Origin of the sequence: Capnocytophaga haemolytica, assembly GCF_001553545.1 — a bacterium.
Lineage (GTDB): Bacteria > Bacteroidota > Bacteroidia > Flavobacteriales > Flavobacteriaceae > Capnocytophaga > Capnocytophaga haemolytica.
Window position 1 is genome coordinate 1,608,232 of sequence record NZ_CP014227.1, and the last position, 18,911, is coordinate 1,627,142.

At 44.4% G+C, this 18,911-nt stretch carries 16 protein-coding genes; 7 read left to right on the forward strand and 9 right to left on the reverse strand.

Translation table 11 applies throughout. The annotated features are described in order from the left end of the window. Positions 1-16 precede the first annotated feature (16 nt). Positions 17-376 carry a YraN family protein gene (locus tag AXF12_RS07240; protein ID WP_066429720.1) on the reverse strand — a complete coding sequence of 120 codons (360 nt, stop codon included), beginning with the start codon at positions 374-376 and terminating at the stop codon, positions 17-19. Between the two features lie 559 nt (positions 377-935). Between AXF12_RS07240 and mnmA the strand changes: the two genes are divergently transcribed. Continuing rightward, entirely contained in the window at positions 936-2,129 is a 1,194-nt protein-coding gene (mnmA, locus tag AXF12_RS07245) for a tRNA 2-thiouridine(34) synthase MnmA (RefSeq protein ID WP_066429723.1), read from the forward strand. Positions 2,130-2,314: 185 nt separating this feature from the next. Here the strand turns inward: mnmA and ettA are convergent, their stop codons facing one another. The 8 genes from ettA to AXF12_RS07285 all read right to left on the reverse strand — a co-directional run bounded on the left by ettA (position 2,315) and on the right by AXF12_RS07285 (position 10,680). Beyond that, a complete protein-coding gene (ettA, locus tag AXF12_RS07250; protein WP_066429726.1) occupies positions 2,315-4,006 on the reverse strand; it encodes an energy-dependent translational throttle protein EttA in 1,692 nt (563 codons plus the stop codon). 20 nt (positions 4,007-4,026) lie between these two features. Next, positions 4,027-4,647, reverse strand: coding sequence for an L-threonylcarbamoyladenylate synthase (locus AXF12_RS07255; protein ID WP_066429731.1), 621 nt, complete (start codon positions 4,645-4,647; stop codon positions 4,027-4,029). Positions 4,648-4,651: 4 nt separating this feature from the next. Continuing rightward, positions 4,652-5,068, reverse strand: a complete 417-nt coding sequence (locus AXF12_RS07260) for a PaaI family thioesterase (RefSeq protein ID WP_066429734.1) — start codon at positions 5,066-5,068, stop codon at positions 4,652-4,654. Between the two features lie 74 nt (positions 5,069-5,142). Continuing rightward, the gene (gene corA, locus AXF12_RS07265) at positions 5,143-6,228 is read right to left on the reverse strand and encodes a magnesium/cobalt transporter CorA (RefSeq protein WP_066429736.1); all 1,086 of its coding nucleotides are present in this window, start codon (positions 6,226-6,228) and stop codon (positions 5,143-5,145) included. 271 nt (positions 6,229-6,499) lie between these two features. Next, positions 6,500-7,180 (reverse strand): SDR family NAD(P)-dependent oxidoreductase, encoded by a 681-nt coding sequence (locus AXF12_RS07270; RefSeq protein ID WP_066429737.1) that lies wholly within the window; start codon positions 7,178-7,180, stop codon positions 6,500-6,502. 316 nt (positions 7,181-7,496) lie between these two features. Further along, positions 7,497-7,838, reverse strand: a complete 342-nt coding sequence (locus tag AXF12_RS07275; protein WP_066429740.1) for a hypothetical protein — start codon at positions 7,836-7,838, stop codon at positions 7,497-7,499. Positions 7,839-7,878: 40 nt separating this feature from the next. After that, positions 7,879-9,330 (reverse strand): lipopolysaccharide biosynthesis protein, encoded by a 1,452-nt coding sequence (locus AXF12_RS07280; protein WP_066429744.1) that lies wholly within the window; start codon positions 9,328-9,330, stop codon positions 7,879-7,881. Next, positions 9,331-10,680, reverse strand: a complete 1,350-nt coding sequence (locus AXF12_RS07285; protein WP_066429747.1) for a tetratricopeptide repeat protein — start codon at positions 10,678-10,680, stop codon at positions 9,331-9,333. A 479-nt stretch (positions 10,681-11,159) separates the two neighbouring features. Between AXF12_RS07285 and AXF12_RS07290 the strand changes: the two genes are divergently transcribed. The 6 genes from AXF12_RS07290 to AXF12_RS07315 all read left to right on the forward strand — a co-directional run bounded on the left by AXF12_RS07290 (position 11,160) and on the right by AXF12_RS07315 (position 18,877). Beyond that, positions 11,160-11,690, forward strand: a complete 531-nt coding sequence (locus tag AXF12_RS07290; protein ID WP_066429750.1) for a Crp/Fnr family transcriptional regulator — start codon at positions 11,160-11,162, stop codon at positions 11,688-11,690. 398 nt (positions 11,691-12,088) lie between these two features. Next, positions 12,089-12,727, forward strand: a complete 639-nt coding sequence (locus AXF12_RS07295; RefSeq protein ID WP_066429753.1) for a hypothetical protein — start codon at positions 12,089-12,091, stop codon at positions 12,725-12,727. A gap of 255 nt (positions 12,728-12,982) precedes the next feature. Continuing rightward, positions 12,983-13,960 carry an Acg family FMN-binding oxidoreductase gene (locus AXF12_RS07300; protein WP_231909925.1) on the forward strand — a complete coding sequence of 326 codons (978 nt, stop codon included), beginning with the start codon at positions 12,983-12,985 and terminating at the stop codon, positions 13,958-13,960. Between the two features lie 500 nt (positions 13,961-14,460). Then, a complete protein-coding gene (locus AXF12_RS07305; protein WP_066429756.1) occupies positions 14,461-16,917 on the forward strand; it encodes an outer membrane beta-barrel protein in 2,457 nt (818 codons plus the stop codon). A gap of 128 nt (positions 16,918-17,045) precedes the next feature. Then, entirely contained in the window at positions 17,046-18,047 is a 1,002-nt protein-coding gene (locus tag AXF12_RS07310) for a ketopantoate reductase family protein (RefSeq protein WP_066429758.1), read from the forward strand. Positions 18,048-18,232: 185 nt separating this feature from the next. Beyond that, positions 18,233-18,877, forward strand: coding sequence for a type IV toxin-antitoxin system AbiEi family antitoxin domain-containing protein (locus AXF12_RS07315; RefSeq protein WP_066429760.1), 645 nt, complete (start codon positions 18,233-18,235; stop codon positions 18,875-18,877). Positions 18,878-18,911 lie beyond the last annotated feature (34 nt).

The following is an 18,911-nucleotide window of genomic DNA, read 5'->3' on the forward strand; positions in this document are numbered from 1 at the left end:
CACTTATTTTATACGTTTAGAACGGATAAAACGCATCTTCAATATACGTAATATCGTATTCCACACTGTTTTTCACAATCGAAATAATATCAAATTGCACCTCCATATCCAAGTTTTTCACACTCACATAGTGGTTTGCCGCCTTGATGAGCAGCCCCATCTTCTGCTTGTTCACAAACGACTCTGGCGCACCATAAGCAGTTGAATTGCGTGCTTTTACCTCTGTGATATGCAGCACATTAGCCTTTGTGGAGATGATGTCGATCTCCGCGTGCCCAAATCTGTAGTTGCGTTCCAAGATGCTATGCCCGTTGTCAACGAGGAACTGCACTGCATCCTCTTCGCCCTCTTTGCCAAAATCATTATGCGCTGCCATCGCGATAGTATATGATATTCCAAGTGCAAAGGTACGAATAATATTTGAGATATCAATATAAATTATTGAAAAAAAACTTTATACAGCTTTTGTACAGTTTTGCAAGTGTTATTTTCTCAGCAAAAAAGGAAGGTAAATTGAGGAGCTATCTTAGGCGGAACTCTGCTCTAAGTAGTTTTTGTCATATTTTTATTAAAATGGATTTATAATTGAATAATATGTAATGGCTAATAATACCAAAATACCCCCTTTTTGGGTAGGTAGAAAGTCCGTATTGCAACCGTACTCCATCCGTATTGCAACCGTAGTTGCTCTTACGTTCCTCTTACCTTGCTCTTAGGTTCCTCTTACGAGGAGGGGTCAGAGGTCAGTAATCAGAGGTAAGAAAATTAAGCTGTGGAGTTATGTTGTGGTATTGTTAAAAAGATGCGGCAAAGTTATGAAATAATTCATAATACGCAAAACTATTTTTGAGGTATTTATGCTAAATTCATTGTTGATCATTGACCATTAATCATTTAAAAGTTGTACCTTTGCACCCTCAAAAGTTAAAATACAGATGAAAAGAGTAGTAGTGGGCTTAAGTGGGGGAGTGGATAGCAGTGTGGCTGCGTATCTACTTAAGGAACAGGGGTATGAGGTTATAGGTCTGTTTATGAAGAATTGGCACGACGATTCGGTTACCATTTCGGATGAATGCCCTTGGCTTGAGGATAGCAACGATGCCCTTTTGGTAGCTGAAAAGCTCGGCATTCCTTTCCAAACCGTGGATATGAGTGAACCTTATAAGCAGCGTATTGTCGATTATATGTTTGCCGAGTACGAGTGTGGGCGCACGCCTAACCCTGATGTGCTCTGCAATCGCGAGATAAAGTTTGATGTCTTTATGCAGTTGGCACTGAGCCTTGGTGCTGATTACGTTGCCACAGGGCATTACTGCCGCAAAGAGGTAATTGAGATAGGAGGAAAGCCTGTATACCGCTTGCTGATGGGGGTAGACCCTAATAAGGATCAGTCGTATTTTCTTTGTCAACTCTCACAGGATCAGCTCAGTAAAGCATTATTTCCGATAGGGGAGATGCTCAAGCCCGAAGTGCGTACCATTGCTAAAGCCCAAGGGTTAGTTACTGCTGAAAAGCGTGATTCTCAAGGGCTTTGCTTTGTAGGAAAAGTACGCTTACCCGATTTCCTTCAACAGAAATTACTACCCAAAGAAGGGGCTATTATAGAAATACCTGCTACTTGGCACGGCTATGCAGAACGCGCTGAGCAGCGTCTTTTTGAGTGCTATGAAGATGAGCTCAAATACTTATCGCAACGCTATGTGTATCAACCTTCTGATGGAAAGAGAGTCGGCACACATCAGGGGGCGCATTTCTTCACCAAGGGGCAACGTAAAGGCTTAAATGTCGGTGGCACACCCGAGCCGTTGTTTGTGCTGGAAACCGATGTAAATGAGAACGTTATCTATGCAGGGCAAGGACACACGCACAGCGGTCTGTTCAGGAGTGCCTTATTTATTAAGAAGGAAGATGTGCATTGGGTTCGCGAAGATTTGCGATTGCAGCCTTATGAGAATAAAGATGCTATGGTACGCATTCGCTACCGTCAGCCATTGCAGGAAGCTAAATTATACGCTGTCCCTGATGGATTGTATATTCATTTTAAAGAACCTCAAAGTGCCATCACTGAAGGGCAATTTGCCGTCTGGTATGAAGGCGAGGAACTATTAGGTAGCGGGGTGATTGCATAGGCTATTTACTCAATATTCTTTCCTCTATTTTACATAATGTAAATTATGAATACATAATATACTGAGCTTCAGAGACTTGTGTATTTATGATTTTCGACAGCACAATTTCTGAAAACTACATAAATAAAAAGCGGTTATTCATCATTGAATAACCGCTTTTCTGATTTATAATTTCTAATTTTTATTTAGCGTATTAACTTCTTATACTTAATGCGTGTTGGTGTTACTTCTTTGCCGAGGCGTTTTTTCTTGTTTTCTTCATATTCTGAGAAGCTACCTTCAAAGAAATACACCTGTGAATCGCCTTCAAATGCTAAGATATGGGTACATATACGGTCGAGGAACCAACGGTCGTGAGAGATGACTACAGCACAACCTGCAAAGTTCTCTAAGCCTTCCTCTAAGGCACGTAAGGTGTTTACGTCCAAGTCGTTGGTAGGCTCATCCAGCAGTAGCACGTTGCCTTCTTCCTTGAGGGTCATCGCTAGATGCAAGCGGTTGCGTTCACCTCCTGAGAGAGTCGCCACCTTCTTGTTTTGCTCGCTGCCACCAAAGTTAAACTTACTCAAATATGCCCTTGAGTTCACCTGACGTCCACCCATCATAATGAGATCTTGCCCCTCAGAGAAGTTCTCCCAAATCGTCTTTTCAGGGTCGATATTCTTATGCGATTGGTCTACATAGGCGATCTTGACGGTGTCTCCAATGGTAAAAGTGCCGCTATCGGGTTGCTCTTCGCCCATAATCATACGAAAGATGGTGGATTTACCCGCTCCATTAGGACCAATCACACCCACAATGCCCGCTTGTGGCAATACAAAGTTCAAATCCTCATAGAGAATCTTATCACCAAAGGCTTTGGATACCCCTTTTGCCTCAATGACATTCGTGCCCAGTCGCGGTCCGTTAGGTATGTATATTTCGAGTTTTTCCTCAAGTTGCTTAGCATCCTGATTCATCAGGCGGTCGTAGTTTTGTAAACGTGCTTTCTGCTTTGCTTGGCGACCTTTAGCTCCCTGACGTACCCATTCCAGCTCGCGTTCAAGCACTTTTTGTCGCTTGTTTTCACTCTTTTGTTCCTGTGCCAATCGCTGTGCCTTCTGTTCCAGCCACGAGGAGTAGTTCCCTTTCCACGGAATACCCTCTCCCCTATCGAGTTCAAGTATCCAACCTGCCACGTTATCAAGGAAATAGCGGTCGTGCGTTACAGCGATTACTGTCCCTGCATACTGCTGTAGGTGCTGCTCAAGCCACAATACCGATTCAGCGTCTAAGTGGTTAGTAGGCTCATCAAGGAGCAATACATCGGGTTGCTGTAAGAGCAATCGGCAGAGTGCCACGCGTCTACGTTCACCTCCTGAGAGTACTTTTATGGGTGTATCAGCCTCAGGGGTACGTAGCGCATCCATAGCCACTTCGAGTTTATTGTCGATTTCCCACGCACCGAGGGCATCAATCTTATCTTGCAACTCCGCCTGACGATCCATCAGTTTCTGTATCTTGTCAGGGTCGGAATACACCTCTTCTAAACCAAATTGATCGTTGATAGCATTGAACTCCTCAAGGATTGCCATCGTATCGGCTACTCCCTCACGCACCACTTCTATTACGGTTTTATTCTCGTCGAGATGTGGCTCCTGCTCTAAGTAGCCCACGGTGTAATTGGGGGCAAAGACCACATCACCTTGGTAGTTTTTGTCTACTCCTGCAATAATCTTCAAAAGGGAGGATTTGCCTGAGCCGTTAAGCCCGAGTATGCCTATTTTAGCCCCATAGAAGAAACTCAAGTAAATATCCTTGAGCACCTGCTTGCCCGTTTGTGAGTAGGTCTTACTGACCTTACTCATTGAAAAAATAACTTTCTTATCGTCTGCCATAATTCTTTATAAATATTATTCTAAAAAATATCTGTGCTGCCCTTACCTTCACGAAGGACCTTTGGCTCATCACCTGAGAGGTCAATCACCGTGGAAGCCACATTATCACCGTAGCCTCCATCAATAACCATATCAACTCTGTTTTGCCATTTTTCAAAAATTAGTTCTGGGTCGGTGGTGTACTCAATCACATCGTCTTCGTCATAAATGGATGTAGAGACGATGGGATTGCCCAACAGCTCCACAATACGGCGTGCTATAAGGTTGTCAGGCACACGGATACCAACTGTTTTCTTCTTCTTAAAATCCTTAGGAAGATTATTGTTTCCCTGCATAACAAAAGTATAAGGACCTGGCAATACACGCTTTAGCAACTTGAATGTAGTTGAGTCAATCTGTTTTACATAATCTGACAGGTTCTTCAGGTCAGAACATACAAACGAGAAGTTAGCTTTCTCTAACTTTACTCCTTTAATACGTGCAATCTTCTCAAGTGCTTTTGTGTTCGAAATATCACAGCCTAAGCCATATACAGTGTCAGTTGGATAAATGATAAGTCCACCGTTCTGCAGTACCTCAACTACCTTGTTGAGTTCTTTTTCATTTGGATTTTCCTCGTAGATTTTTATAAACTGAGCCATAGTACTAAATTTTAATCGTTGTAAATTTACAAAAAGAAATAAGCTTACCCTCTTGGTTAGTGATAGGGATTTCCCACAGTTGGAGTGTTTTACCAGCATTGATACACTTTGCCTTAGCAAAAACAGTATCCCCTAACTTAGCTGCCCGCAGGTGATTACCACTGAGCTCTATTCCTCTTATTGACTCACCCTCATTGCGGTAAAGTAGGAATGCTCCCACGCTGCCTGCCGTTTCAGCCAAGGCTAAGGTAGCTCCTCCGTGTAGCACCCCATCTACTTGGGTAACTTTTTCAGTCACTGGCATTCTGAAAGTTACGCTTGTTTCATCAATGGATATCAATTCAATTTCCCAGAACCGCATTAAGTTGTCCTCTGAGAGTTCATTCCATTTTTTTAATAAAGCTTCTTTATTTGCTTCCATTGTATATACGGTTAAATGCGGCAAAAGTACGAATTAATGAGTAATAAGCAATGAGTAATAACTAATTTTTCCAACTATAACCATTTCTTTCGCCTAAAATACCCCAACATCCATAGCGAGATGAGCACCATCACTGCCCACACGGCAGGGTATGCCCACTTGTAATGTAGCTCTGGCATAAATTCAAAGTTCATACCATAAACCCCTACGATGAAAGTCAGCGGGATAAAGATAGTAGAAATGAGTGTTAGCAGACGCATAATGTTGTTCATTTTGTTGCTCATTGCCCCCATATACGTATCGGTGAGCCCCCAGAGGATATCGCGATAGGTGCCGAGCGTCTCCACAATCTGTATGGTATGGTCATAGAGGTCTCTCAGGTAAGGCTTGGCTTCATTGAGCAACAGAGAGTGCTTACTTTTCTCTAACTTACTGACCACCTCACGTGAAGGCACTATCATCTTCTGCAGGAAGATAGCCCGCTTTTTAAGTAGCTGTATCTCAGAGATCATATCCTCACGGGGATTATTGATAATCTCATCTTCTATCACCTCTATTTTATCGCTCATCTTATCCAAAATCATAAAGTAATTGTCGATGATAGCATCCAACAGCCCTACCATAATGAAATTATGATTACTCAGGTTACGCTCTTTAGGGTTCTCCAACCTCCTACGAACAGGGTCGAACACATCGCCGCCTTCACTCTCTTGGAAAGTAATCAGATAGCCTTTGCCCAATAGCATTGCCACGTGCTCTGATACAAGTTGCTCCTCTTGGTTGTGATAAAGCATTTTGATGATCACTAAGATATGCTCATCAAGCAGCTCAACCTTAGGACGGTGCTCCGTATCGAGCACGTCCTCTAACAGCAGATTATTCAGATGGGTATACTCCGCAAACACCTTCATCTCTTCAATAGCATTGAGCCCATTGCAATTGATCCAAGTGCGCTTGTCAGGACTGATATAGGAGAGTGCCTCACGTGCCGAGCTTACTTTCTTATGGAGGTAATGCTGCTCCTCTACTTGTATCACATCAATGGAAGTGTTGATCTCCTTGTTACCAAAGTAGACCAAACTCCCTGGTGGTAAACCTACCTTTTTAGCCCTATTGGTACGTCTCTTTTTCTTGTTAGATATAACTGTATTTTTACTCATTTTTATATTTCATCTTAACTATATGGTAAACAATAATTTAAACAATATTTTTAAAGTATTAGTTTTACTATAAAATGTTATTTACAACATATACGTAGTGTGTTTCATTAGAAGCTATTATAAGCATTAACCATTTGTATTTGAATACATTAAGGTGCTAAAACAGTACTATAACCACTCTTTCTATACTAACAACTTCAACTGATAGTTTATATAATTGTTATAATAACTTTTATTTCAGTGAATTAAAAGTTAAATAAGAGTGAAATAATCACGGTGTACTATTAGCCACTTGCAGGGTTTTTCCGTTGAAGAGCTTTGCCCCACTAAGGGCAAATTCGGTGATGTAACGCGCCATCTCCTCAGGGGTTACGGTAGCTTTGTAATCAGGAAAAGCCTCACTGAGCATCTCGGTCTGCACCGCACCAAGGGCTAAAGTGTTGCAGACAATACCACGCTCTTTAAGTTCCTCTGCCAATACCTCCATAAGGGTGATAAGTGCCCCTTTGGACGAGCTATAAGCTGCCAGCCCAGCAAACTTCACACTGCCCTGCACCCCGCCCATACTGCTGATACTAATGATATGTGCCCCCGCCTGCATAAAAGGCAACATCACCTGCGTAAGCCGCACCACACCAAAGAGATTTACAGCATACACTTCTGAAAAATCCGAGAGCGTCAGTGCCTCAAAAGGCTTATTGATAAGTCGCCCCGCATTGTGAATCAGCACCTCTACCCTACCCCACGCTGTTGCGATATAGTCTCTTACGCGCCCCATAGCCTCCTCAGAGGTAATGTCAAAAGGCAAGGCAGTAATATTTGGGTACCCCAATGCCTCAATTGGCGCTACATTGCGCGAAAGCGCCAACACCTTGTGCCCCAAGTCGGCACATTGCTTCGCCATCTCAAAGCCTATGCCTCTGCTGGTGCCTGTGATGATAATATTACTCATTCCACTAATTTTTATATAAATACTACTTATCGCTGCTTATACAGAAAATACTTCTTTTATAGCCATTTCGAAGTCATCTCGAACACATCTTGAACACATCTCGAACACAGAGAATCAAAAACACAAAAAAAATATTACTATAAAAACTTCTTTTATTAGTTCTTTATTCATTAACCATATTCCACGTATCTGCTGCCTCTGTTAAATGAATTTTACTCATTCCACACATCTGTTATAGTTCTTAGTACTTGTATATACGGAATATCCCTGAGCAACACCCGCACTTTTTCTGCCTCTTTACCAACTATCTCCTTAGTTAGTTTAATGTATCACCCGTCTCCTCTTTTTCCACTATATTGCAAGTAATCAAATAATTAGGGTACAAAACTTCCGTCTCACTGAGATGATACTCCTCAATAGAAGCATCGCTAATACAAAAGTATTTAATATGATAAGGCGCGTTGCTATAGTCTTTTATCACAGATAGCTCATAATCTTCGTACATATAATCGTCATCATCAGTAAGCTCTATACGTAAAGCCGTTTCTAATGCTTTGGTTAGCGTATTAAAATCCTCTATAAAAGCCCCAAAAGTCATATAAACTCCTGCTCCCACTGAGTGAGCCAAACTCTCCATCTTGCTTAGTCCTTTTGCCATATATTATTTTGAATGTTGTTATAAAAATACTGCTCACTGCTCAACTCCGCAGACGGCGTCCGTCCTCACTTCTCACTACTAATTTAATCCTAAAACCTACCCCCACATACACCGCCGCTATTGCCACTGACTTCAAGGCGATATTCACCAAGGGCGAGAAGCTAAAGTCCCAAAAGGTAAAGGCAGCTACACAACCCACGCCCAAAAGTGTGGTCTTTATAGTGGCGGGATAGAGAGGCGTCAGTTGGTATTTGTAGTACACAAAGTAAGCCTTCAGCAGGTTATAGGCAATAAAGGCACATAGGGTCGCAAATCCTGCCCCATTGATGCCATAGAGGGGTATGAGCCACATATTGAGTAAAACCGCCGAAATCACCAAGAAAACGCTCAAATAAAGCACCGTACGATAGTAGGGTGAGTTGAGCAACACGGCATTGTTAAACCCAAAAAAGCTGTCCGAGAGTTTTACGAGCGATACGAGCACCAGCACGGCAATACCACTGCTGTAATCCTTATCGGGCAAGAGTGCATAAAACTGCTTGGCATTGGCGATAATCAGCACAAAGATGAGCATACTCAACAGGTAGGCAACCGTAGTGCTGCGGCGGTAAAGATCGTGCAAGGATGCCTCCTCGCCTCGGTTCATAAACTGCGCCGTCAGCGGACTGACAATCTGGTACATACTCCTGTAAGGTATCGCAATGACCGTAGCAGTAAAGATCGCCACGTTATAGACGGCAATCTCCCCAATGTTCACATACTGATTGAGCATAAACTTATCGATGTCCATTAGCAGTGAGGCTATTGACCCCGAGAGGATGATAAACAGGCTGTAGAGCAGCACCTCCTTATGCCCTGCGGGTAGCCCCCATACAAAGCGCGGCGACTGCAACCGAAAAGCGGCAATCATCATTAAAAGCATACGCACGAAGTACACCCAGAACACGCCCCACATCAATTGCTCAAAAGTGATGATTTCTAAGTAAATACATACCAACAATGCGCTGATGCCCACGCGGTGAAACACTTCTTTTAGGAAATTGCCATACACCGTGCGAAGTTGCACCTTTGCCCACGCATAAGCCACTTCAAAATAAGCCATCACCACTGAGGTGAGGAATATCAGCAGCAAGTAATCGCCCACAATGGGGTTGGTAGCCGAGAGCCAGCCTGCGATATGCTCATACCCCACAATGCCTATCAAGGCACAAGGTACAATCGCCAATAGTGGCAAAAGCCACAGCATCAAGCTGAGTTTGCCCTGCTCGCGCGCCTCGGGGTAAGCACTGTAATAGCGTATCAGCGTGTTGCCTACCCCAAAGCTCAGCAGAGGGGCTAAGATAGTAGCTACCGAACTGACGTAGCTCACCAAGCCATACTGCTCTTTGCTGAGGAAGTAGGTAAACAAAAACAGCGTATTCACCGCCCCAAAAGCAAAGCCTAAGTAGGTGAATACGAGGTTCTTTACCGATTGCCGAAGTACGATACCCATCTATGGTAACTTAAAGTTGAATTTATTCTCGAAAAACGACTGCCATTCAGGGGCTTCTGCTACGGCGATTTCGTAGAAGGTAAGCGCATTCTCGTGCTCTTGCATCCCCTCGTAAGCCATTGCCACGCGATAGAAATTGCTGGTCTCGTGGGGGTATATCTGCTGAATATCCGAGAGTATGGGCAAAGCCTCATCGTAATGCTCATTAGTGAGCATCAAGTCCACCCACGCCGTGAGGGTGTTGTAGGAGTAATCGCCGCTTTGCACCGCCCGTCGATAGCCGTACTCCGCCTGCTCTAAGTTGCCGAAATGCAGTCGGTTGAGCTCTGCATAGCGTACCCAAAAGTAAGGCTCGCCTTCTTCAAAACTGAGTACTTTGAGGATGTACTTCAGTGCTTGGTCGTGCTTGCCGCGCAGGTAGTAAAAGTCCGCCAGCGTAATCCACGCCTTGCTCAACTGCGGATCCTCGTGAGTGGCTTTGAAGTAGTATTCCTCAGCCCGCTTATCATCGCGCATCTTCTCATAACAACGTCCGATATGCAGGTACACCACCGCCGAAGGGTCGTCCAGCGTGAGGGTAATCTTGTAATTGTCAATTGCCTTTACGAAGTCGCCCATTATCTCCAGCACACGCGCCTTCTCAAAGTACGCCCCCGTGAAAGTATCATCGCTGATGATGGCAAAGTCAAAGCAGCGCAAAGCCTTCTTGTGCTCCTCTTGCGAGAGGTAAATACGCCCCAAATAATACCACGCCACTTCGCAATAAGGGTTCTTGTCGAGATACTTATTGAGGAACTCCATTGCCCCTTGCGTATTGTTCAGCATATCGTAGCAGTAGAGCAGTTGTTGTAGCGAGGCATAGTCCTCAGCATCTTCCTTTATGGCAAGGATAAAGAACTCCTTAGCCCGCTGATAATCATCGCGGTAAAGGTGCTCCATACCGATGAGGGCATAGATATAGCCGCGCTCGGGTGAAAACTTAGTCGCGTAGGTAAGCAGCTCGATCGCCTTAGGGTGATTGTTGAGTTTGGAGTACAGATTAGCGCGCTGCACGTACACCTCAGCGTTCATCGGCTCAATGGACTCCAATTCGTCGAGGAGGTCTGTTGCCTCTTCGAGTTTATCTTCAAGGAGGAAGAGCTCCGCCTGCAAGAGTTTCAACGACGAGGCATCGGGGTGCTGCGAAAGTGCAATCTCCAAAGCCCGCTTAGCCTTGCTCATCTTGCCGTTTTCCAAGTAATAGCCTACGATATCCTCAAACTCATCAACATCAAAAAAGGAGATATGCTTCTCCCTGAGCATCGCCTCGAACTTAGCAATAGAATAGTTTTCGTCTTCTTCTTCAAACATCACAAAACATTTAAAGCGCAAAAGTACAAATTAATTTTTAATGAGCAATGAGTAGAGAGTAATTAGAAGTGAGAAAAGAGAAATGAGAGATCTGCATTGTGAGCTGTGAACTCTGCCCTGTGGACTACCCCTGATCTTGCTGCTTATCTGCTGTTCATATCAAGAAATAAAGCCAAGATAAAGCCGAGATAAAGCCGAGATGGTAAAAGGATAGTAAGAAGATAGTAAGAGGATAGTAAGAAGATAAGCGGATTGTAATAGAATAAAACCCTATTTTTCAATAGGTTATAAAAGAAGATTTTTAGTAATAAGAAGCAAGCAGTTAGCTCGCACACCTGAAGCCTTAAGACTAAGGCCTGAATGCAAAAGTACAAAGAATATTCCTTCCCACCAAATAAAACCACAAAAAAATTACGCATTATGTATTGTGCATTACTCATCATTCACTACCTTTGCAACCTCACTATACACTATACATTATGCACTATACACTATTTGAAGAGCATTTTACTTCCGTACACTTCGCTAAGGGCGATTACATTACCCGCGCAGGCGACGTCGAGCACAACCTCTATTACATCGAGGAGGGCATTGTGCGCTACTTCTATTACAACCCCGAGAGTGATAAGGAAACCACAGTGGATTTTACTTTTGCGGGGGAGTTCTGTCTCTCCTACGCCTCTTATGTGCAACAGACGCCCTCATTAGTCAATATGCAAGCCTTAGAGGAAATCACCGCCTATAAGATAAGTCGCGAGGAATTAGAGCAGCTACTCACTCACCCCGATTACCTAAAAGTAAAAGTGGAAATCCTTGAAAAGCTTCTTATCGAAAAGATGCAAAAAGAAGCCCAATTGCTCACCCAATCGCCAGAGGAGAACTACCGCTACCTCCTTGAGAAAGAACCCCGCCTGTTGCAGTGTGTGCCGCTGAAATACATCGCTTCGTATATTGGCATCACCCCACAAGCACTCAGTAGAATACGAAACAGGATAGTGCATAGTTTATAGTGTATAGTGCATAGTTAGCGGTTAGTTAGTGTAATAACAAAAATTATTCACTGTGCACTATTCATTATTCACTAAAAAATTGTACCTTTGCCGCCGTGAAATGAACTAATCGGATTGTTTAATAACTCAAATAAAGAATTATCGAGATAAAACAAATATAACATATCGAACATAACGCGTTTAAGCTAACAGACCCTTAAAGTGAAATCTCCAAATTTCAAAAAATGTAGCAGTCAGTTAGTAAATGCTCACGCCGCGAGCGTGGGCTTTTGCTTGTACTTATAGCTACATTAGGGATTGGAGACCCTCACTTTAATAAGTAAGCAAAAGCCCTTTTTTTATGGCTATACGTTAGCTACGTAACGCACCCTAAGTACGTAATTTAAACAAATACCATAATGAAAAAACTCGTATTATTATTCGCAGCAGTGTGTCCACTTATCACTTTAGCACAGGACAAAATTATCACTAAAAAAGGCGAAACCATCACCGCAAAGGTCTTAGAAATCTCTACTAATGAGGTAAAATACAAAAAGGATGACAACCTCAAAGGACCTACTTACATCGCTCAAAAGGCAGAACTCCAAGCTATAGAGTACGAAAATGGGGCAAAAGAAATATATAGCACAACAACAGCCCCTAAATCCATAACAATAGAGCGTGATGATTACTACGCCGATGGTAAACTACTATCCAAGAAATGGGAATTGGAAGAAGTACTTAAAAATGACCCAGAAGCCTACCGATTGTTTCGCAAATCAAATGTTATGAATACTATCGGTAAAATAATGGTATTTAGTTCAGCAGGATTAGGCTTAGCTACTTTAATTGTCGATAACAATACTGAAAACTTTCCCAGTGGCTTTGTTTATTCCTCTTTATTGATAGGAGGATTTATTCCAGGAGTGGTCATTAGTCTTACTTCTTCAAATAGATTTGATGAAGCCATAGAGGTCTACAACCACAATCAACAAAAGAACATCACTCTTAGCCCTATCATAGGTACAAATAGCATAGGAGTAGCGGTTAAGTTTTGATATTAGAAAATTAGAAAAATAGTAGCCAGCGAGTAGTGAGAACCCCATCCTCTCACTACTCGCTACTTTTTATTCCCTATTCCCTAATCCTTAAAAGAACACGAAATTAACCCAAGTTCATTTTTATTCCACCAAGCCGCCGTTACTTTGCAGCGTAATAACAAACTCCTTTAATACCCCTTTGAAGGGGCTGGGGGTGTAATAATCAGTAAAATGAAATCAATTATGTTTACCGTTTTATCACTAATTTTCGCTATGAAAACTGTTGCACAAGAAAATGAACTGTACCAGATGGTACAATATGCTACTAAAGCCCCCTCAGGGCACAATACCCAGCCTTGGCAATTCACCATTGGGAAGGATACGATTACTATCACGCCCGTGCTTGCTAAAAGTCTGCCCGAAGTAGACCCGCATAACCGAGAACTTTTTATTAGTCTGGGGTGTGCGGCTGAAAACCTGCGCATTGCTGCCTCTCACTTCGGTTATACTACTTCTACCGCTGTGAGTGCTGAGGGCATCATCACTATTGCGCTAAGCAAAAGTACGGGTGCAAGTGCTGACCCACTTTTTGAGCAAATTTCTAAGAGACAGACTAATCGTTCTCTTTATGATGGGCGTGCCATTCCACAAGAAACCTTAGATAGGCTGCTCGATGCGTTACCTACTACTGGCACGCACCTCCGCACTTGGGCGGTAAATGCTCCTGAGGTGGAAACGCTTACCCGCGCCGTAATGGATGGTAATACTTACCAAATGAATGACAAAGGCTTTAAGAAAGAACTCCTCTCGTGGATACGCTTTAACAAACGCCATAGCGAGCAGACTTCAGACGGACTGAGTTACGCCGTAATGGGTGCCCCTAACCTACCCCGATGGATTACCAAGCCTATCATCACCCTGATGCTCAAAGGCAAGACGCAGAATAAATCTGACCACAAGAAGATAGCCTCCTCTTCACATCTCTTGCTCCTCTCCACCGATGAAGACACTATCCCCGCGTGGATTGCCCTTGGTGCTACCTTACAACGAACGCTCCTCGCTCTCACTGCACAAGGTATCGCTAATGCTTACCTCAATCAACCCTGTGAAGTACCTTCCTTACGTGAGAGGCTGCGTGCCCAACTTTTGGGTAACAAAGAGTACCCTCAAATCTTGCTGCGTATCGGTTATGCCCAACCTATGCCCTACTCTAAACGCAAACCGATGGAAGAGGTAGTGAGAAAGGAGTAGTGAGAGGACAGAGGTCAGCCTGCACCGCCAGCAACCTGCCCCCTGTTATTCTCTATTCACATCGGATACAACTCGAACAAACGCCGAAGGATAGCTATTGAATGGTATTACCACAGTATTACGATAGTATTAGGTTAGTATTAGGTTTAGCGAATAACCATCGAAAAATGAACGGATTATAAAACCACCCAAAAAGCCCCTTTTACACACATTATTCTTTTAGAAAATAGAAATAAGAAATTAGAAAATAGCAGCCAGCAGACAGTAGTACGATGATCTACTGCTTGCTGGCTGCTAACCACTAATCCCTATTCCTTAGAAAATCACCCTTTAGCGTTTAGTATATTATCCTATAAAACCATGCTAACATAGAAATACCCCCCCAGTTTAACATTCATTAGCATAAATTTATTTTAACATAAAAAAACAATCATTATTCCTTGTGCATTAAAGATTATTCACTAATTTTGCCTCCAATAATTCGCTAAAAACAAACCATTATGAAGTTTTTCTTTACCCTCATCGTTATGCTGCTTTTCTTCTGTGGCAGCGCGGCGTATGCACAAAGTGCTTTTACCCTTACGGCAAAGGTAGTCGATAGTGCGGGCGAGGGCGTTCCGCTGGCAGTGGTGCGGCTCATCGCTGAGGGAGAGGTCATCGCCCAAGAGGTTACCGCCCTCAACGGGTCAGTACGACTGACACCCCATACCTCAAACCCCACCCCTCAGACCTTAACCCTCACCATTGAGGCGTATAACTTTCAGCCTTACGAGCAAACGATTCACCGCTATTCCACACCCCAAGACCTTAGCACTGACCTCGGCACGATTCGTCTAAGCGAGGCTATTACTGCCTTAGAGGGCGTTACTCTCACAGGTGAGAAGCGTCCCTCAGCAGTGCGCGTTGAGGCGGGTAAGGTGATTTTCAATCCACAACAAAGTCTTACCACGGCAGGGAGCTCGGCATTAGAAATCCTCAAAAAGACCCCAGCAGTTACGGTGGACAACCAGAGCGGCATTAGCATCATCGGCAAGCGAGGTACGCTGGTGCTGCTTAACGATAAGCCTACCTATATGCAGGCGGAGGAACTCAAGTCCTTTCTGCAATCACTGCCAGCCAGTCGTGTTGCCTCCATTGAGGTGATGCCTACCCCGCCCGCTTCCTACGATGCGCAAGGTGCGGCGGGGGTTATCAACATTGTCCTAAAGCAGAGCAGTTTAGAAGGTACGTACCTCTCTGTGGGCAATGGGGTGGCTTATGGTACGCACCTACATCAGAACACGGATATCTACTTCCAGCAGTCTACCGAGAAGGCGAGTATTTACGGCAGCTACGGACACCAAGTGGGGCACTTTGGCAGTCGCTATGGCAATAAGCGTACCCAGAGTGAGGGAGGGCACATTGGCGGACAGCAGTTTATCTATAATGCCGACTCTGAGGATACTGATAAGCGCAGCAGTATTGCAGGCAGTCTTGGGGGTGAATATCGCTTTACTACGCAGCATACGTTGGGCTTTAACGCCTCATTGAACAGTCTTTTTGGCAGGGGCGACATCTTTACGTACACCGATAAACTGAGCAATACAGGCTCTTTGCTCAAACGCACTTACTCTTATAGCGATGCCTTGCATCAGAAAGCCAATCAGTACAGCAGTGCTTTGCAGTATCTTTACAAACCTTCCGATAAGGCGCAGTACCAATTCGATGCCGATTATATCTTCTTTGATGGCTTTACTGATAACGCGCTCTCTAACTACGATGTAAATCTTACTAATGGCAGCCACAGCCTTACCGATGGGCAGCGAGTACTGAACCATCGCAACATACATATTTTTGCCCTACAAGCGGGACAGACTTTTGCGCTCTTTGGTGGAGAGATGCAGACAGGGGCAAAGTACAGCCGCGTGCAATCGCGCAACGGATTGGACTATTTCACGGGCATTCCTGTGGCAAATACACTTGATGCAGACGCTTCTAATGCATTTACCTATCGTGAGCAAATCAGCGCGATTTACGGAAGCTATGAGCACAATTTCGGGGCGTGGAGGCTTGCAGCAGGCTTACGCATAGAACACACCGATACCGATGGACAACTTACCCCTCACATAGGTAGCACGCTCACCCCAGAGCACCACACGCACCACTACACGGATTTCTTCCCTACTGCTACCCTTGATTATGCTTTTACCGATGAACAACATTGGTCGCTGGCGTACAGCAGTCGCATCGAGCGACCCGCTTATGAGATGCTGAACCCTGTGGAGTTCTTTTTGGATAATTATTCCAAGTGGAAAGGCAATCCTTTTTTATCACCTCAGAAGATACACAAGCTAAGTCTGAGCGCACCACTTGGCAAAACACAATGTGCGCTCTCTTATACCCTTGCCAACGACTATTACGCGCAAATCGCTGAGAGTGGCACAGGGGGATTGCTCACTTACATACACCGTAATATCGGGCAACAGCAGCACCTCTCGCTCACGCTCTTCCGTGAGTTTACTTTTGCCCCGTGGTGGAAAGCCTCGGCAAATGCCGCCATCTTCTACATCGATAACCAGCTGCGCGAAGACCTCTTTGTGGGGGCACTCCGCCAGTGGAGCGTAATGGGTGCGATGCAACACTATTTTACCTTGTCCTGGGGCATACGCGCGGAAGTCAGTGGGGAGTACAACAGTCGCCGCCTGACCCAAGTGGGCGAGTTTGCGCTCCCCTCAGGCAGCGTAGATGTAGGTTTACAGCGCGATTGCTGGCACGACCGCCTCAGTGTAAGCCTCACCCTCAGCGACCTCTTCCACACCAACCGCTGGGACAACGAGAGTAGGCTGAGAGACACCCACATCGCTGCTTATGGCAATATGGAGTCGCGGCAACTCAAACTGCAAGCCGTCTACAAGTTCGGCAAACAACGTGAGCGCAGCGTTGAAATATTGGAAGTAGAAGAGCGGGAAAGACTTTGATAATGAATAATGTATAATGCACAATGTATAATGAGAAGTGAGCTAAGGGAGTAGTTATTCCCTGAAAAGTTAAGCTTTAATCATTATTTTCGTATCTTTGCGACCAAATAATAACATTAAACATTGTTATGAATATACTTATCATTGGTTTAGGAACTATAGGTAGCATTTACGGCTACTTGTTCCATAAGGCAGGACATAAAGTAGAGCACTTTTTAAGAAAGGATAGTCCCAAGGCAGGGATTGCTGAGCTTAAAGTAGCTATGCTTGATGGAAGACGACACCCCAAGGGAGAAGCCTACACGGACACGTATCCCATAGCTCATTGTAGCCAAAAAGCGTATGACTTTATCTTTGTGAGCGTCCCCTCAGGAGGTATTGAGGGAGTGCTGAAGAGCTTGCAGGCAGAGGGTATCACGGGGCAGTTGCTCTTGTGCTGCGGTCTGTGGGAAGATCGCAAGGCTTTGGAAAAACTATTGGAAGCCTATCACTACATAGAGGCACACTGGGACGGGCACGAAATGTTGCAGAAGAAGGACTATATCTTGGGTTATCCCGTAGCGGGAGGCAATATTGAGGGTGACATACTCAATGGCTGTGTATTCGACCATTTTATGTTAGAAAAAGAGAGCAAAGCAGGCTCTGTAAACTACACAAAATTAAAGTCCCTCTTTGCTGATGCCCAGCTCAAGTTAGAATGTCCTTACGATATGCTCGAATGGATACAGTTGCACCTTTGTATCAACGCTGCTGTGCAGGTAGTAGCAGGCAGCAATGGCAATATACACAACACTTCCGCGGCTGCCGAAGCACTGATGCAAAGTTCAAAACAACTCAAACAAGTGGTGCGTACCATTCGCCAGACGGCAAAGATAGCTGCCGCACGCGGAATAGACCTAAAGCACTACCGCAATGAACTCTGGGCATACCACCTGCCGACTTTTATCTCAGTGCCTTTGATGAAGCGTATGTTCGCCAAAAACATTCTCACCCGCAAAATAATGACCCTCCACAACAACCTCTCTGACCTGCTCTACGTATGCAAAACTGTATACGACTTTGGCAAAGAGAAAGGCGTAAAAGCCCCTATATTCTACACCGCTTACGAAAAGATTTTGGAAAAGGTTTGAGGTATGGGGTATGGGGTATGGGGTGTGAGGGCTAACGCAGCAATAAAACAGTAAAAACAGGAACAGTTAATCGCCTAAAACACGATTAACTGTTCCTGTTTTTACTACTTGCTTCTAAGAAATTATACATTGTGCATTGTCCATTATAAATTATTCTGTATCTTTGTCCCCATAAATCGAACGCAATGTTACAGGATTTACATACCATTCCCATAAATACCGCTGTGGTAGCAGGGCTTTACCCGCATATCAAGAGCAAGGCGCAAAAGGTTGCCGACTTAGAGCGTGCGGGCAGTCTGATACGCCTGAAGCGCAACCTCTATGTGGTTTCGCCCTCTTTAAGCGGCGTGCCACTTTCTACGGAACTTATCGCCAATCAGCTCTATGGTCCTTCGTACCTCTCGTTGCAATCGGCATTGCGCTATTACGGACTGATACCTGAGGCAGTGTATCAGCACCTATCAATGACCATTAAGCACAGCCGCAGTTTCACCACTCCTGTGGGGCACTTCCATTACCAGCAATGCACGCGCGATTATTTTGCTATTGGGCTTACTATTGTGCAGCGTACGGGCTATGCTTTTATTATTGCTACCCCCGAAAAAGCCCTTGCCGACCTTATCACCTACACTAAAGGACTCAATATGCGCTACCGCAAGGAAATACTCACCTACCTCAAGGACGACCTTCGCCTTGATATGGACGCCTTTTTTGCTATGGATGCCACTATATTCGAAGCGTGTGCTGCACTCGGCAAAAAAGCTACCACAATGAAGGCTATTGCTAAGTTGTTGAGGGATCAGAGATCAGAACTGAGTCCTGACTTCTGACTACTGACCTCTGCTCCCTAATCACTAACCACTA

Coding starts and splice junctions, on each gene's coding strand:
- AXF12_RS07240 (WP_066429720.1), bottom strand. CDS start 376: ATGGCAGCGCATAATGATTTTGGCAAAGAGGGCGAAGAGGATGCAGTG.
- mnmA (WP_066429723.1), top strand. CDS start 936: ATGAAAAGAGTAGTAGTGGGCTTAAGTGGGGGAGTGGATAGCAGTGTG.
- ettA (WP_066429726.1), bottom strand. CDS start 4,006: ATGGCAGACGATAAGAAAGTTATTTTTTCAATGAGTAAGGTCAGTAAG.
- AXF12_RS07255 (WP_066429731.1), bottom strand. CDS start 4,647: ATGGCTCAGTTTATAAAAATCTACGAGGAAAATCCAAATGAAAAAGAA.
- AXF12_RS07260 (WP_066429734.1), bottom strand. CDS start 5,068: ATGGAAGCAAATAAAGAAGCTTTATTAAAAAAATGGAATGAACTCTCA.
- corA (WP_066429736.1), bottom strand. CDS start 6,228: ATGAGTAAAAATACAGTTATATCTAACAAGAAAAAGAGACGTACCAAT.
- AXF12_RS07270 (WP_066429737.1), bottom strand. CDS start 7,180: ATGAGTAATATTATCATCACAGGCACCAGCAGAGGCATAGGCTTTGAG.
- AXF12_RS07275 (WP_066429740.1), bottom strand. CDS start 7,838: ATGGCAAAAGGACTAAGCAAGATGGAGAGTTTGGCTCACTCAGTGGGA.
- AXF12_RS07280 (WP_066429744.1), bottom strand. CDS start 9,330: ATGGGTATCGTACTTCGGCAATCGGTAAAGAACCTCGTATTCACCTAC.
- AXF12_RS07285 (WP_066429747.1), bottom strand. CDS start 10,680: ATGTTTGAAGAAGAAGACGAAAACTATTCTATTGCTAAGTTCGAGGCG.
- AXF12_RS07290 (WP_066429750.1), top strand. CDS start 11,160: ATGCACTATACACTATTTGAAGAGCATTTTACTTCCGTACACTTCGCT.
- AXF12_RS07295 (WP_066429753.1), top strand. CDS start 12,089: ATGAAAAAACTCGTATTATTATTCGCAGCAGTGTGTCCACTTATCACT.
- AXF12_RS07300 (WP_231909925.1), top strand. CDS start 12,983: ATGAAAACTGTTGCACAAGAAAATGAACTGTACCAGATGGTACAATAT.
- AXF12_RS07305 (WP_066429756.1), top strand. CDS start 14,461: ATGAAGTTTTTCTTTACCCTCATCGTTATGCTGCTTTTCTTCTGTGGC.
- AXF12_RS07310 (WP_066429758.1), top strand. CDS start 17,046: ATGAATATACTTATCATTGGTTTAGGAACTATAGGTAGCATTTACGGC.
- AXF12_RS07315 (WP_066429760.1), top strand. CDS start 18,233: ATGTTACAGGATTTACATACCATTCCCATAAATACCGCTGTGGTAGCA.